Source organism: Parasediminibacterium paludis (assembly GCF_042651445.1).
Taxonomy (GTDB): domain Bacteria; phylum Bacteroidota; class Bacteroidia; order Chitinophagales; family Chitinophagaceae; genus Parasediminibacterium; species Parasediminibacterium paludis.
In genome coordinates, this window is sequence record NZ_JBHSDC010000005.1 from 70187 (window position 1) to 87264 (window position 17078).

12 protein-coding genes are annotated in these 17078 nt (G+C 34.4%); 3 read left to right on the forward strand and 9 right to left on the reverse strand.

All coding sequences use genetic code 11. From position 1 onward, the window contains the following. Nucleotides 1-705 precede the first annotated feature (705 nt). From ACFOW1_RS06120 to ACFOW1_RS06140, 5 genes are all read right to left on the reverse strand, one after another. Complete coding sequence (locus tag ACFOW1_RS06120) at nt 706-1314, reverse strand: cysteine hydrolase family protein (RefSeq protein ID WP_379012950.1); 609 nt, start codon at nt 1312-1314, stop codon at nt 706-708. A gap of 73 nt (nt 1315-1387) precedes the next feature. Next, entirely contained in the window at nt 1388-1951 is a 564-nt protein-coding gene (locus tag ACFOW1_RS06125) for a Crp/Fnr family transcriptional regulator (RefSeq protein ID WP_379012934.1), read from the reverse strand. Nucleotides 1952-2168: 217 nt separating this feature from the next. Beyond that, nucleotides 2169-2639: a GNAT family N-acetyltransferase gene (locus ACFOW1_RS06130; protein ID WP_379012936.1), complete on the reverse strand. Its 471-nt coding sequence runs from the start codon at nt 2637-2639 to the stop codon at nt 2169-2171. A 198-nt stretch (nt 2640-2837) separates the two neighbouring features. Then, on the reverse strand, nt 2838-6203 hold the full coding sequence (gene galA / locus ACFOW1_RS06135) for a beta-galactosidase GalA (RefSeq protein WP_379012937.1): 3366 nt from the start codon (nt 6201-6203) through the stop codon (nt 2838-2840). An 87-nt stretch (nt 6204-6290) separates the two neighbouring features. Beyond that, complete coding sequence (locus ACFOW1_RS06140) at nt 6291-7361, reverse strand: glycoside hydrolase family 53 protein (RefSeq protein ID WP_379012939.1); 1071 nt, start codon at nt 7359-7361, stop codon at nt 6291-6293. A 668-nt stretch (nt 7362-8029) separates the two neighbouring features. On the opposite strand from ACFOW1_RS06140, the gene ACFOW1_RS06145 reads away from it, so the two are divergent. The 3 genes from ACFOW1_RS06145 (at nt 8030) to ACFOW1_RS06155 (ending at nt 11129) form a co-directional block, all read left to right on the forward strand. Beyond that, the gene (locus ACFOW1_RS06145; RefSeq protein ID WP_379012940.1) at nt 8030-8866 is read left to right on the forward strand and encodes a helix-turn-helix domain-containing protein; all 837 of its coding nucleotides are present in this window, start codon (nt 8030-8032) and stop codon (nt 8864-8866) included. Between the two features lie 97 nt (nt 8867-8963). Then, nucleotides 8964-9890, forward strand: a complete 927-nt coding sequence (locus tag ACFOW1_RS06150; protein ID WP_379012941.1) for an SDR family NAD(P)-dependent oxidoreductase — start codon at nt 8964-8966, stop codon at nt 9888-9890. Nucleotides 9891-10403: 513 nt separating this feature from the next. Further along, the gene (locus ACFOW1_RS06155) at nt 10404-11129 is read left to right on the forward strand and encodes a hypothetical protein (protein ID WP_379012942.1); all 726 of its coding nucleotides are present in this window, start codon (nt 10404-10406) and stop codon (nt 11127-11129) included. 142 nt (nt 11130-11271) lie between these two features. On the opposite strand, the gene ACFOW1_RS06160 is transcribed toward ACFOW1_RS06155, so the two are convergent. The 4 genes from ACFOW1_RS06160 to ACFOW1_RS06175 all read right to left on the reverse strand — a co-directional run bounded on the left by ACFOW1_RS06160 (nt 11272) and on the right by ACFOW1_RS06175 (nt 16677). Next, nucleotides 11272-12222 (reverse strand): DUF6268 family outer membrane beta-barrel protein, encoded by a 951-nt coding sequence (locus tag ACFOW1_RS06160; protein ID WP_379012944.1) that lies wholly within the window; start codon nt 12220-12222, stop codon nt 11272-11274. Between the two features lie 14 nt (nt 12223-12236). Then, nucleotides 12237-13394, reverse strand: a complete 1158-nt coding sequence (locus ACFOW1_RS06165) for an Acg family FMN-binding oxidoreductase (protein WP_379012946.1) — start codon at nt 13392-13394, stop codon at nt 12237-12239. 110 nt (nt 13395-13504) lie between these two features. After that, complete coding sequence (locus tag ACFOW1_RS06170) at nt 13505-14683, reverse strand: helix-turn-helix domain-containing protein (protein ID WP_379012947.1); 1179 nt, start codon at nt 14681-14683, stop codon at nt 13505-13507. Between the two features lie 1067 nt (nt 14684-15750). Continuing rightward, a complete protein-coding gene (locus ACFOW1_RS06175; protein ID WP_379012949.1) occupies nt 15751-16677 on the reverse strand; it encodes a cadherin-like beta sandwich domain-containing protein in 927 nt (308 codons plus the stop codon). Nucleotides 16678-17078 lie beyond the last annotated feature (401 nt).

Below are 17078 nucleotides of genomic sequence, written 5' to 3' on the forward strand. Positions count from 1 at the left end.
TATTTTATAAGTGAAATACCGTTGTTCGCACAACGTCATTGTCAATATAGATGCCAAAAATATAAAACATTGGCTTTCAGCAATTTTTTTTGGAAAATATATTTATTTTTTCCATTACTCGGAACAAAGTCCACTTTTTGGAAAAAACACTATTACAGGAGACCTATCATAAATCCTTGATACTCTGCACAAGTGATCTCTTTTTTGTTATTATATCCAAGATTGCAAGCAAAATGCTAAGATTTTAAAACATAATAGAAGGCATAACACCCTTATCCATTAAGCTGTCGAGGCTGAATACTATTTATTTGTCGATAATATTTTACAAAAGCGCAAAATTAATAGCATAAAAATTAATATTTTCTTGACAAGTCATCAAGCTATAACGTTATATCCAGAATTCACGAAAAACCGAGGTATACGAATTGATTTATGGACATTTGCCACATAGTGCCGCTTCTAACCCAATGTGCATTAGCTGCTATTGGCAACACCGATATAAAACTTTTTAACCAGCAGAAATACACTCATAGTTGTCAGCTTTTCAATAGCAGGAAATAGTAAATAATGTTTGTCCCAATCTAGACCAAGACGATATTAGTACTTATATAGTAGATATAGCTTGCCAGCAGCATGTAGAACAAACCGCACAACATCAATATCCAATGAGTAATTATCGCAGCCGCCTATCCTTTGTGGCAGTGTTTAATTGATGAGTGTTGTTGAATTTAAATTGTATGCACCTACTTTTAGATATTTCTGTAGCATTCGTTCTCTTTTTTTATTAGAAGTGGTTGCAATACAGTCTATCAACACAGTCACTTTATATCCATTTTTGATAGCGCCTTTGGTTGTTGAGTAGACACAAGCCTCCGCTTTTAAACCGCTTATAAATAATTCAGTAATAGATTTTGATTGTAAAAAAGCTGTTAATGCGGGATTTGTAAATGCATTTTCCTTGTTCTTTGGGAAATAATTACCTGATACTATTTTTAAACGACTATCCTGCTTTGTTCCTGTTGTGCCTTTAATAGCCGCAAAATTTCTAAAAATATTTAACCAATCATATTTTGAAAATTCGTTACCGATATAAATGATTTCATAAGCCGATGCTGGAAGATGGCTAACCAAATTATTCAACTGATGAATCATTTGATGCGTTTGCGTACTGTCCATTGGCATTCTGGCTTTACTTCCTGTGAAATCATTTTGAATGTCTAAGATAAGCAAGGCTTTTTTTGTTTGCGATTGCCCAAAAACTGTAGTTGATAATGTTGCCATAGTAATTAAAAAAATTAAAAGTTTACGATACATTTTTACCAAGTTTTACAATAGAACACAAAACTAAAATGGCAGTCGTTAAACCCTTTTTACAATTGTTAAAAAATTACTTTTGACTTCTTATTCTACTTAAAGTTACTTGAGTAATGCCCAAATATGAAGCCACATCACCCAATGAAACGCGCATCAATATGTCTGGATTGTTGTTTAGTAAATCATCATATCGCTTTTTTGCAGTATGAAATTGTAGGGAAAAAATCCTTTCTTCCATAAGCATAAAAGCTTCTGTAGCAATAAGTCTCCCTACCCTTTCCAGGTCTGGGTTATCAAGAAATAGGCTTTCGAGTTTTTCATATGATACGGCCTGCAGTGTAGACGTTTCTATAGCTTCAATAATTTTATTACTTGGCTTTTGTCCAAAAAGACTGCTAATACTGCTTACAATTTTATTTTCAGTTGCGAAGTAGTCAATAATTGCCTTATCGCCAAGAAAATAGTATTGCTTTAAGATGCCTTTCTCAACAAAATATAAATGCTTGCAAATTTGATCCTGTCGAAGAAGAAGTTGATTTTTTTGCAACTCAAGCGTAATAATGTTTGCTCTCAGCTTCTCAATCGTCAAGTCTGAAAGTTTCGAATAAGCATTTAAATATTTGATGAATCTGTCCATTCATTGAAGTCTTTCAAAAATTAGCACCAATAAAATGGGTTTTCGTTACAAGATATAACAGTTTAGTATGCCATCACTGTTATCTTCTCTTGTAAAAATGTTGAAAATATATTCAATAGCCAAATTGCATTAAGCGGAGTTATGTGCATATTTATGCTAAATAATAAGTTTACTAACCTGAATTATTTATGATAGAAAGAAATAGACATCGTCTAATTTAGTTCAGTTTTTTCCAAAATATTAGTTTGTCCTCACCTTCATTCCAAAAGTCCTTAATCACTGCTTCTAATCGATAGCCAAGCTTTTGGTAAAATTTTCTCGCCGAAGAGTAATTATCAATGCTTGAAGTTTCAACAATGAATATTCTTTTGCCATTTTCTTTCAGTATTCGTTCAATGAAATGCATCATTTTCCGTCCGATGCCTTGGCCTTGAAATTCTTTTCTAACTGCAATTGCATATAAATTGTATGTTCCGTTTGTTAATTTTTCTGGAGCACAATAACCCAACGCAATAGGTTTATTATCATCAATGCAAGTAAACCAAATGGCTTCGGTGTCCTTGTTTTGGAAATAGTCAGCAATCATTTCTTCAAGATATTCAGATGGGAATAGTTCGCTTGAATCTAAAACGCCTTTCAATCCATTTAAATCCTCGATTTGAACTTTTCGAATGTATTGGTCAGCCATTATTTAAAATTCTAGATTTATAGACTTTATAACTCGGTTTATCCCATGGCATAAGACGTCCATTTTTGCCATTCCTTACAATATACGAAACAAGTATCCACAAGTGCTATCACGGAGCATAAACAAAGTTTTACCAATTGGTATTGAATATTAAAGCCCCTTAAAAAGGGGCTTTAATACTATTTACAAATAACCACTTTACTTATCCTGCAAGTATTGTTTGTTAAATGTGTCGTATAATTTTAATAAGTCATTCGATTTGCCTTGCCTATCAAAAACAGATTCCCAAGTATTCAATGGTTCCCAAATAAATGTGCCTTTACCCCTACCGCCAGCAACATTAAAGGCGGCTTTGTTTACTTCCTCTTTCTTAGCAGAATATTCTACCACGATCAATTCTTTATGATAGCGTTTAGACAAATCGTTTAAATTGTCTTGCAACTCATCTATTGTACCATGCCATTTAGGATAGTAGGATAAACCAATGATATCAAAATGTACACCCCGCGCTAACATATTATCTATAAAAAATACTGACTCTGCGTTTTGTCCGCCCAAAGCGACATGTAGTAAGATGGCAATGTTTGGGTCTACCGCTTTTACAGCCGCTGTACCCGCGTTTATCAATTGTGCTAGCTGATTCATGTTTCTTACATCACCATCTGGCCATACCATACCGTGGTTTATTTCATTACCTACTTGTACCATGTCTGGCAAAGTACCTTGTGCTTTTAACGCTTCTAATACAGCTTTGGTAAAATTGTACAAAGAGTCTTTTAAAGTGGTAAAATCTAGACCCTTCCATGCAGATGGTTTAAATTGTTTGCCAGGATCTGCCCAGGTATCGCTATAATGAAAATCAAGCAACAACTTCATGCCAGCAGCTTTTACACGCTTAGCCATTTGTTTGGTATAATCTAGGTTGCAATAGCCTTTGCCTGGGGCATAACCACTGTCGGCAGCGGGGTTGTTAAAAATGCGTAAGCGTACATAATTAAACCCATGTGCTTTTAAAATAGCAATCGCATCTTTCGGTGTACCATTATCACTAAATTGAATACCCCTTGCTTCTAGTTCAGGTAAAAAGGAAATGTCTGCACCAATCACTTTAGTAGTTGTTCTAGTAAGGGCAGCCTCGCCTTTAAGCATAAATTTATTGTCAATATTTGTAGTACTAACACTTGTTGGAGATACCGTTGTAATATCTGTTCCCCCAGTATATAAGCCAGTTGCTTTGGCTTCAAACTTAATGGTACTTGGAGTTTTACCAGCTTGTATAATTACTTGACATTTACCATTAAAAGCACTGCGCTGCCATGCACCATCCGCACATTTATCTGGCTCATGACTGCTTGGGTCTCCATTACCTACACCGATAATTTGCGCATCACCGCTAAGGGTAAACTTTACCAAATTATCAGCAGTCGGTACTTCTCTCCCCTCTCTATCTATCAGCGAAATATTAATAATCGTAACATCTTTTCCATCTGCAAGCATGGTGGTTTTAGAAGGCGTTACCACTACTTCTGCTACTTGGCCAGTGGTTTCTACTTTGGCGGTTAAGCGTTTACCATTTTTATAAGCCACTGCTTCTAATTTACCAGGTTGGTATTTTACGCCCCATTGTAAGTGACCATTTCTTGGCATGTCTTTTTTACCAAGACTTTTATCATTTAACAATAATTCAACATTATCGGCATTACTATTAACCCAAACATCAATGGTATCGCCTATTTTATCGCGCCAGTTCCAGTGTGGCGAAATATGCAATACATCTTTATCTGTCCACCAACTTTGATAATAGTAGTACAAGTTTTTAGGGAAGCCACACATATCCATAATACCAAAATGTGAGTTGATATTGGGCCATTTATATGGCGTTGGTTCGCCACGGTAGTCGAAGCCAGTCCATACAAAACCACCTTGCCAATAAGCATTTTCTGCTGCTAATTTCCACCAAGTTTCTGCTTTGCTAGCCCACCATGGTGCTGTAATATCTTGATCTGGCAAATACGCATGAATGGTATCTTTTTCATAAATGCCACGAGTAGTAACCGTACTACCCATTTCTGTACCAATAACAGGTTGTGTTGGATGGTCTCGGTGATAATCTGCTACACCAAACTGGCGATAGTTAAAGCCACGCACAGGTATCACTTCATTCACCCCTTTAAATGTATTGGCTAAATCGGCAGCGTAGGTGCTGGTACGTGTAGGGTCTAGCTCTTGTTGTTTGGCGATTAAACTCTGTGCAATGCGCTTACCAAATGTGTTTGTTTGAATCCAACCTTCTTCGTTACCAATGCTCCATAAAAACACCGATGGATGGTTTCTATCTCTTAGTATTAAACGCTCAAATTGATTCATATATTCTGGGCTACTGTTTAGCAAACGTTGCTCATCTAATACCAACATACCGATACTATCGCAAGCATCTAATAGTTCAGGCGTAGCTGCTGCATGGCTAGTTCTGTAAGCATTTGCCCCCATATTCTTTAGTAATTGAATACGGTAATAGTTGATATAATCTGGCAACGCCGTACCAAGGCCTGCATGGTCTTGGTGGTTATTAGTGCCTTGAATTTTAAGATGTTTACCGTTTAAGAAAAACCCTTCATTAGCATCAAAACGAATGGTTCTAATACCAAAGCGAGTGGTTTGTTTATCTACAATGGCAGCACCAGATTTTACCACCGTAATGAGTCTGTATAAGTAAGGATTATCCAAATCCCACAAAGTGGGATTTGTTACGGTGAGTTGCTGTTTCACGCTCCCTTTTCCATTTATTGCGAGCGATAATGGTAATGGTTTCGATTCCGCAATTTGCACCCCATCTCTTGTCGTAATGTACGATGTAATAGTAGCGTTTGCCACTGCTAGATGTTTATTTTCTACTATTGTTTCGGCTGTCACAATGGCTTTACTACCTAGTACATCTGAGTACACAAATACACCACCATTTGCGATGTGCAGGTTGTTATTTTGGCGAAGCCACACATGCCTATAAATACCTGCACCTTCGTAAAACCAACCTTCGTATTGTGTGGCATCTATACGGACGGTTATGATATTGTCTTTATCAAAGTTGATATAGTCAGTAACATCATATGAGGCACCTAAATAACCACTGAAATTATTGCCCACAAAAAAACCATTGATCCAAATATTGGCATTGCGAAAAATACCGTCAAACTGCAATTGGTAACGCTGTCCAGAGTCGGCGCGGCTTGCCTTAAAACGCTTCCGATACCAGCCAATACTGGTTTCGGGATATAAACCACCAACAGGTTTAAAACCATGCGATTCAACATCAAAATTCGTTGAATTGGCAAAAGGTAGTTCTACTGCCCAATCGTGAGGTACATTAACAGTATGCCAGCTACTATCGTTAAACCTTGGGTCGATAGGCGTGGCTGAACCAGCACCTGATTTAGCAAATACATTAGCGATACTATAGTTAAAATCTTTTTCAGGGTTAGCTGCATGACCAAACTGAAATTTCCAGCCTTCGTCTAAACTTATTTGCTTTTGTGCTTGGACGGTTTGTAGCAATGCTATGCCCATTATAGCAATTATAAGCCACCTAACCGACCATTGTCTGTTTTGTATTATCATCAGTATTTGTAATTTTTGTAATAATAAAAGCAGGGTTTACTGAAACGCTGCTAACGCAATAGTAGGTTTCCCTGTATTATCAAATGCGCCCAATGTATAGCCCTTCCAACTATTATATGCTAAAGGTTCCCAATACATAACCCCTAAGCCTTTACCATTGGAAACTGTTTGCATTTTGGTTATTAAATCGCTAATAAAAGATTTGCAATCAGCAGCACCGTCCCAAGGCATACCTACTTCTACCACCATTACTTCTTTACCATATCTCGCAACCATATCGTTCATATTGACCAAACATTGCGAATTGTAGGTAGCCCAAGTACTAGCAGTAGGATACAGCGACATACCAATAACATCGTATTTGCCACCATTATTTTTAAGCCCGTCAAACAGCCATCTATACAAACTGTTGTCGTAGCCATTAGACAAGTGTACCACTACTTTTATATTGGCAAATACTGCTTTTGCAGCGTCGTAACCAGCATTAACTAAAGCTGCAAAATTGGCCATATTAGTAGAAGCTTTACCCAATGGCCAAAGCATGCCATCATTGGTTTCATTACCGATTTGTACCCATTCTGGTGTTACACCATTATCTCTTAAAGCAGTTAATACCGCTGTCGTATGGTTCGCAACCGATGTTTTAAGGCCATTAATGTCTTGTGATGCCCAAGCAGCAGGTGTGGTTTGGTTGCCAGGATCGGCCCAAGTATCGCTGTAGTGAAAATCAATCATAACACGTAAACCCAAGTTTTTAGCGCGTACAGCTTTGGCCACCACATCAGCACTTGCATTGTAGCTATTAGAAGGATTAACCCACACCCGCAAACGGATGGTATTAATACCAAGTGATTGCAACAATGCCATTCCTTCTTGTTGGGTACCAGCGCTATTATAAAATTTAATCCCATTGGCTTCCATTTCAGTCAGCCAACTTACATCGGCTCCTTTTGCAAAAGTAGCTGGAGGTGTAGGTGGTGGCGTAGGCGTTACAGGCAGTGTGGTGGTGGTACCGTCGTTTTTACTACACGCTACAAATAGAAAACTAAGCAAGCAAGTGTAAAAGCTGAAAGTTGCAGTGGCGGCAAATCGATTAAAATAATTCATGGCGTATGTATTTCGTTACAGTTAAAAGCGGTATTTTTTAAGCGATGTATATGGGGTAAAGTTAGCTGCAGCAATGATAGATATACTAAATTTTTACACCTATGGCAATAACAAGTGTAAAATTGACAAATTAAATACAAAAAAAGTATTTGTGTTTAAGAAAAAATATTGCAGCGGAAAATTCGACCTTTTTTTACATGGATTTGCTAACAATTTGCACCATTCATTTCATACACTCCCCATACACTATCCATACTTCGGGTATACCTCGGGTATACCTCAGCATGAGAGGTGTTTCGTTGGGTTTGAAAGACCACTAGTTTTCTATTTTTTATTAGCAAATCAGGAATTGTATTGCAGTAAAACAACAGTAAATAGATTCAGCTTTTTTCAAAGCCAGTTAATGTCTTAATTTCTTTCTAGTAATTAAAGTCGTCCTATATGTCATTTTTTGCACAGCATACGCAATCAATTATATTGCACATGCAAACTGATATGTAGATGACGCCAGAATAATTGATTTTATAATTGTTAATACAGAATCAATTGTTTTAACGATGATTATTCTTCGATTTTTAGAATATCTTCAAATCAATGCCCCCCTAAGCACCATCATTTATTGATGCATTTGCTGTCACCATACAATAACTCACTAACTACCATTAAAAATGATTCTCGACAGAAAATATTTTGACATCAATAATAAATGTGCCATTGAAAAATTAGTAATCAAGACCCCATTAAAATTAGGTTCAATTTTTCAAGATGAAGCCTGTTTTACTTATCTTAAAGAAGGGGTAATTTCTGTTACTTCACCCACTAACCACCTATCCATTCAAACTGAGGAAAGTGTTTTACTTAGATGTGGTAACTACTTCTCTAATGTTATTAGAAACCACCCCGCTCAAACTTGTGAAGTTTATGCGGTTCATTTATATCCAGAAATTTTAAAGGAATTATACAAAAATGAATTTCCCAATTTCGTTCAAAGCCATGCCAATAAATCATATATCAAAAAAATAGAAAAACAAAGTGTGGTGACCCATTTCATCCAAAGCCTCGATTTTTATTTTGAGAACCCAAATTTGGTCACAGACGAATTGCTTAAATTAAAAATCAAAGAACTGATACTATTGCTTCTACAAACAGACAATGCAGAAAATATTTTCACTTTATTTTCTCATTTATTTAATCCAAGACAAGCAAGTTTATTTGAAGTAGTAGAAGCACATCTATATTCATCAATTTCTATGGTTCATTTAGCCAGCTTAACTGGAAGAAGTCTTTCAACGTTTAAGAGAGATTTTGAAACACAGTTTAGAGATACACCAGCAAACTTCATTAAAGAAAAGAAATTAGAAAAAGCGCTACAATTGCTTCAATCAACCAATTTATCTGTATCTGAAATTTGTTATGAGGTTGGTTTTCAAGACGCTTCACACTTCACAAAGACCTTCAAACAAAAATATCATTTATCGCCTTCTGCCTACCGTAAAACTAATTGAACAGGATATACCAGTTTTTGAACTTTACTACCAAGTTCAAATTTATTTTAAGCTTCATTTTTGTATCGTGTATTTACAATACTAAAAAAGATGAAAAATGAATGAAACCATATTAATTACAGGTGCCAATATTGGGCTTGGAAAAGAGACTGCCCGCCAGTTAGCCTTGAGAAAAGAAACAAAGAAGATTATTCTTTTCTGTAGAAATCAAGCCAAAGCAGAAGCAGCTAAAAAAGACCTAGAGCAACAAACAGGAAAAAAGATATTTGACATTATTATTGGCGATGTCTCCGATGCAAATTCTGTTAGAAACGCAGTAGAGACAATAAGGGAGCCTATTGATGCAATAATTTTAAACGCTGGCGGAATGGTTGGAAAAACAGCTAAGAATCTCACACCCTCAGGAATGACTGAATTAGCAGCCACCAACATTTTAGGTCATGTCATTTTAGTGGAGGAATTAATCAAATATAATAAGTTAAAAAAAACTGTATTGTATCCAAGTGCGGAAGCTGTTCCAGGTGTAAAGCTGTTAGGAATGAAACCAGTTTCAATGAAGACATCCTCTGTAGATGAGTTTGCAGCCGTTCTTGATGGATCCTATTTTGGTAATAAATTTGATGTTACCCAAGCCTATGGATATGTTAAATATGTAGCAACTATGTGGATGCTATCAATGGCTAGAAAATACCCTGCTATCAAATTTGTTGTGGTAAGCCCAGGGAATACAAAGGGCACATTAGCGCCAGAGAATCTTCCACCTGCAATGAAATTTATGTTGAAAAATTTCATGATGCCTGTGGTATTTCCTTTAATGGGTGATATGGTGCATAAGCTAGAGGTAGGTGCTAAACGTTTTGTTGATGGCATCTCAGATGAGCAGTATAAAAGTGGGATTTTTTATGCTAGCAGAGAGGGGAAGCTATCTGGTAAAATGGTTGACCAAAGCACTTTTTTTCCTGCGCTATTAAATACTACTTTTCAAGATAACGCTGCTGAAGCAATTAATCTTTTCATCAAATAAATTGAAAGCGTCATAAAAAAGATGCTATATCTTTTATTTTTCGAGATCAATTTAAGTATGATTGAATCGAAAGCAATGATTTTATAAGAATCAAATAGACATTATAAATAATTTTAAATTACAATAGCTAGAAGCGAATTTAGAAATTAGCTTATATTGAACTTATAGAGATTATATAATATTCGAATCTTATTTGCCATCCCAAATTCGTACTCTTTCTTTACTATCTTTTCACTTATTGTTACTATCGTCCATCACTTTTTTTGTTACGCTGCGTAGCATACATTATTCGTAAAATACAATGTTAGCATTTTCTAAAGCGTTATGGTCAACAGCTATTTAAAATCATCTATCAAATATCAACTATTCACCATCCAAGGTAGGTGTCTATTAACTGCGGTGCTGCAATCAAAAAATCAATCGGTAATAAACATTCGAAGTAATTTAAAAACTTTATTCTTTTTGCATAAATGTCTATTTTGCATACAATCTATACCTTAAACAAAGCATCAAATGGCGGAACAAGAAATCATAAAGCATACTAAGAAGCTATATGCACTATTTGGAAAATCCCAAGGTTCTTTTTGGCACAAATTGAAAGAATTTTTCATTGAAATTTTCATCATCGTTTTCGCAATTACATTATCAATAAGCTTTCATAATTGGAGCGAGCACAAAAAAGAACAAGCACAGGTTAAAACATTTTTATTGGGCCTTAAAGAAGATATTGCATTAGACATAAAAGATGTACAAGATATTAAATTGTTTTTTGCGCATATAGATACAACTTACAAATATTTAAATAGCCTACGAAAAAATACACCACCAAACAATGACTCATTGAGCAAATATCTACCTGAAATAAAATATAATATTTATCTGAGACCTCATAAAAATAGATTTAATGGTTTTTTATCGGCTGGGAAAATTATGACTATTGAAGAAGACAGTTTGGCTTTAGATATTTTAAACTATTACCAAGATGTAATTCCTGCTGTTAGTGCTTCGGAAGGTAGTTGGGTAAATAATAATACTACTTTGCAAAACTATATGTTAGATAATGTAAAAGATATTGACAGCGACTTAGCAAAATGGGAAGTTCTAACAACACCTAAAGGTAGATCACTTACTAAGTCATTAATTCCTTGGCAGCAGTTATATGATAGATATGATGGTTTAACAGTTATTGGGAAACAAATCATTGACAAAATCAATAAGTTATATCATTTGCCAAAATAAGGCTAGATCGCCAACGGCTTCTGATTCAAAAATCAAAAAATAGTATTGTACCATCAGCTTATCTAAATAAAAAGATACCGCCTCATCATTTTGAGACGGTATTTTTTTATAAATAAGTAGTTTAAAAAAATAATAACCAAATCTAATGTTGCAAGCGAGGTATAAATGTTGGTGCTTGTATATTCAATGAAATCACAAATTGGCTTTGACCTGAATAATTACCCAACTTAGAAAGTTGGTGACTAGTACCAAATTTATAAGCATCAAACACACCAACTTGATATGCTGAATACATATAGACCATATCCATTAATTTAAATCGCATACCTAAATATCCTAATGCACCAAAATTATACAGGTATTGATTATTAGAAAGATAATAATTACCGCCATGGTAAGAGATGCCTGCCACAGGTCTTAAAATACCATGTACCATAATACCTTCTATTTCGGTTTTAATGGGAAAATTCACATCGATTAACCAATGTGGTTGAGAATAAGTTACAGATACTGCTGGTAATATCAGTGGTTCACCCATATTTGAAAAATAAGCAAGCCCTATACCATAATTAAGATCACGGTTAGGTTTATAATTGAGCTTACTTACAAATTGAATATTAAATGTTTTATCTACATTTTCAAATGGTTTTCTTCCGTAAAAGCCAGTTTGTAGATAATTTTGCCAGAAGATGTGGTTATTATACTTAATAATAAGGGCTGTGCCAAGGTATGCCGATTGAATATTTTTTGCAAATACGCTATCCGCATTCATTGTAGCGAACTGATTAAATATCTGTGTTTGATACCCAAGCCCCATAAACAATTGTGTATTTTGTTTTTTTACAATCGTAAATGGAAAAGCTGAAATAGCAAATGTACTTTGCTGAAATTGATTAATGGTGTTTCCATTATCTGGGTTCAGTTTTCCTTTTGTAAATCCTGAAGCTTGTTCAATTTTCAAAATTTCAGGACTTAGTTGATTGTTTACAAGAGTGGTGGTAACTTCCTCTATTAATCGTTGTGCATTTTTTTCTTGCGATTTAACATAAGTATTTACCAATAATAATATTGCTAATAAAATAGGTTTATTCATTGTAATTTTTTTGGTTAACTGTTGATTATTAAATCTTTCGTGTTTCTTCTATAAGAAAATCCGTCAGGATGACTTCTACCTATTCTTACAGCCATCTGTATTTTCATAGGCTTTTCTATTTGCATCATTTGTTCAAATGCGCTACTAAGTTGTTGCATGGATGGATATTCTTGAAGCACTTGACTAAGGGGGTGCATACCTATTCCTTTTTGGCATGCAGCTAGTTGAAAACGAGCGTAGTCCTGTCCACATTTGATCCAGTCAGCTAATTGGTTGCTTGTGGTTTTAAATAGAACAATACCTTTTGATGACATTACTTTTTCATAATGCCCTGCTAATAATCCATTTATTGTACGGTTATCATGCCACAATTTTGATGGATAGCCCGTTAGCATTTGTTCTGAAACCCATAGATTCAGGCCTTTAACACCGCTAACTCTTAAGTTAAGACCATCTTTTTTTAGAGCAATATCTTCTTTTACTCTAAACCATTTCCTTGATTCATCAAAAGCATGCCAGTCATAGCATTCTACTTCCATTCCTTTGTACAAAATGTCTAATGCTTCTTTAAGAGGTGCGGAATTATTGATGAGTTCAATCGCTGAATATTTAGGTTGGGAAATCTCTACGATATTGTTAAATTCATCATTGGAAATTAGATTTCCATGGTAGATAGTTCTTAGCGTTTGTCTTTTATATATAACATTAAAAAGTGGATCTTTGGGTGGATTTATTTTGTTTATTTTTAATTTGGCTAGTGGCTTTTTACCAATTTCATGATATGAATAATCGCCTTCTGGTAAATAATCGATTTGCATACCATAGCCTAATTCTCGTGCGCCTATTTCGGCTAATGCGATAAAACAACCACATCCAATATGAATTTGTCTTGCTATTGGGTCTGTGGCAGTAAGTAGTCGGGTTTCGTCTACATAAAATAAGCAAGATGTGTCAGTTTCAATTTTAAATTTCCATGCCTGTGTGTTATGTGGGTTAGGCGAATTAACCCCATAACACAATACTTGAAGGATTGGTACATCTAAAACTGAAGGCGTAGGTCTGTAATTGTCGCCCCTTGTGTTATCAAATTTGGATGCTTGTACATCAAGTCGACTTAGCATAGCGGCTGTAATTAAGCTACCTGTTGCTAGTAAAAAGTCTTTTCGTTTCATGTGTTGTTGTTTAACTATTAATCAAATAATTAAACACGAAATTCAATGGTATCAAAGACCTGGTCGCCCCATCTTATAACATGACCCTTATTATTTTTACATGTGCTACACTAATCGCTTAATGAGTGTAATTTTTTGTGTAGTTCTTGATATTCTGAGGGTGAAATCCCTGTTTCTTGTCGGAAGACACGATTTATAGTTGTTTTCGAATTAAAGCCACTTTCATAACCCAAAGATAAAATGGTGAATTTTTGTTGGGTAATATCTTCTAATAATCTCTTCAAATGACTGACTCTATAACTATTTACAAAATCATAAAATGGTTTGCCTGAACAACTATTAATAGTTTGAGAAAGATGATGGGAAGAAATTTTCAAAGCCTTTGCTACATCATTTAATTGCAGTTTTGGTTCTAAATACATCTTGTTCGTCTCAAATAACAATACCACCTGCTCAAATATTTGCTGCATATCGTTTGGGGTTAAGCCAGATGTTTTGTATTTATTAATATCATAATCTATTGAGCGATTTGTATTTGGATATGTTGTGTTTATAAACTCAGAACTGGTGTCATTAAAACCATAGTATTCAGATATGGTATACTGATTGATACCATGTAAACTGACATAAAAGATCGAAATAAATAATAAAAAGCCGATGAAATTGCAAAAAACATGAAGAGAAATTGGAATAATTTGAAACTGTGCTAATAGAAATCCTATTAGTGTAATCAATATAATACAGATATAAATCCATGTAGAATTTCTTAACCAAGTTACCTCAATAGGCTCTACAAAGGAAAAACGTTCTTTTATAGATTTGGAATAGTCATTCAATCTTTTGATTAGTTTCAAAAAAGCAAAAATGAAAATCAGAGGAAAAAATTTACATAGAAGATGATAAATTATGGTAGGACTGTTATACAATTTTTCTAGTTCAGTTTTAGTATAATCATGAAAAATAAAAAGATCGGCACTAATAAAACTAGTGGTTATAGTTACAGGTAGAAAAAACAAAAGCCATCTACCGCGATGATGGAATGTTTCTTGCAAAGTTTCCAATGCAAATATTAAAAAGAGGGGATAAAGAAAAAGCGGTACAATATTCAACAGCAGAAAAATCAACGGTGTTAATTGCTTTTGAAAAAAAGCATCTACTATTAATAATATAATTAAATTCAAATTACTTAAAACTAAGAATATGTCCGTCTGTTTTCTTTGCTTTTTTATAAAAATGAAAACAATAAAAAAAGACAATAAAACAATTCCAGCAAAATCGAGTAATAACATGGACAATGATTTACCAAATTTTCAAAAAAACTCAGAATTAAACAAATTAACAGATAGGATTTAACTCATCAACAACTGAAACTATTTTTATATTTGCATTTTTTACTGTGTAATTTTCGTGTTGTGAGTAGCAGCAGCTACCTGTACCGCAAGGCTCTGCTTTTTTTGGCTCAAGGCTGTTTTACCTTGCTCCCCCCCGCTCAACCCAACCCCAAAAGAAAAGAAGCAATCTGCTTTTGAAACCAGTCCATAGACCACAGTCATCGGTCGATAGTGAAAACGCTCTAACACATACTATTCTTAAATTCCCTTTAATCCTAAGTACCTTTGTGTCTATGTGGTAAAAAAATCCGAGCGAAGCGCCAACGACATTGTAAAGAATAAAGCAATCCGTACTACTCCACGTCATTGCGAGGAACGAAGCAATCTGCACTTATTTGAAGCCCTGTAATATTTTATTACATTGCAATAACAATTGAAATGTACCTAGTACACCAATAATACAAAATATACGTAGTTTTGAAACTACGTACATATTTAATAAATATATTTTTTAATCAATCAATTAGACTCAAAAAAATATTAGCAGAAATAGCAACCTGTGGCTATTAACGAGTTAGCTGTGATTTTGAAACGATACATCGTGCTTCCAAAAAAGTTAGTTGAAATTTTGAAACATATAATGAAGAAGATTACAATCTCTGTATAACCAAGTTTGACTACTCAGCAGAAAAGTTTATAATTGACTTCCTATTAGAAGGTGAGGATATAAATGATAAGGGCTCTACATCTCAAAATTGGCTATAACTGTAAAAGGACACAAAACCAACAAACTATCATTTGATTATGAACCTTCGATAGAAATTGTCTTGCCTGTAAAAAGTTTACACTTTTTTGTGTAAACTTTTTAGGTCAAGATAGTTCAAATTTTAAAATACAAATTGTTCTGTCAGCCTTTTTCCATCTGTTGAACTGACTGAACATAAATTTCATTACTGTCAGACTTTATTAAACAAAAAAGCACATAAAAGTATGTGCTTTTGAATCATCCAATAAAGTATTTGTTGTTATGGGCTTACATTTAGCCAATTGTAACTAACATAATAAGTTTTTTGGGTTGTTCCATCAGGTGCAGTTACAACAATCTCAATACTTGTAGTTGTATTTTTAGGAACGACTGTAAAATCATTACTTCTTAGAAAATTGTCATCCCCACTACCATCTGAATGAAATTTATTTCCTTTAAAAAAATTATCTATATCATCTTGACCATTTTTTGCAATTTGCCCATTAACACTAATTTGCACTTTTGAGCCGCTTTGAGACGTTCTTGCACATACAGCTATAGAATTACTTGGTGCAGTAGTATTAGCATTAAATGTAGCAGTATAATTTGTCACATTTGAAGAAAATGATTTATCAAATGGCGTCCAACCAGAAGCAGGAAAGCCAGCAGAACCTTGTGGTTTAAAATTTCTTGTGTAAATACGAATTCCTGATAGAGTTGCGTCATTACTTAAGGGGGCTTGAACTGTTTGAGTAGTTTGTGTAGTTTGCTTAGGTTGCGCAGCTTGTTCAGAATTATTAGTAATACTAATATTATAGGTTTTTTGAGTTATCCCGTCTTGCGCAGTTACAATTAATTGAAAAACTGAGGTAGTATTATTCGAAACATAGGGTTTAAAAATCCAAGAAGTTTGAGCATTTATATTCTTGGATTCAAATAGTAAGGGAATTTGAGTTCCATTCATATTCAAACTAATTGATTGTATTTTATATTTATTTTCTGTAACTGCACTAAAACTAAAAGTACCCTTTTTAGAAATTGTATAACTATAGGTTGTAACATTTGGGTCCCATGTTGGAGAAGATGATATTACACTTTCTATATCGATTCGACTTAATAACGCATAATTACTCTGCGCATAATTTTTATTGTTATAGCCAAGTAATACATTAACGAACGTTAGGGCAAAAATGAGATTTTTTTTCATTTTTTTTGTTTTTTATAAATTGTAAGAAAATAAAAAAGTTTGAAAAGTCAAAATATTTTTTCGCTTTTAGGGATGTTCCGTAGGGCATCCCGAAGTACAGATAAAAGGCATTTGCAATACCCAAATCCCAAAAATTAATTTTTGCACTGGCCTCTCGTCAGTGGTCTGTCGACTACTTCCTCCCTGTTATTGCGAGGAACGAAGCAATCTGCACTTTTTTGCAGCCTAATAATATTTTATTACATTAGAGGTAGCAATTGAAATGTACGCAGTGCACCAACAAAAGAAAATATGTTTTGCAATTAATCAATTAGCCTCAAAAAATAGTAGCAGCAATAGCAACCTGCGTATATCAACGAATTAGCTTTGATTTTATGAAGACACCTACAGAAATAAAATTT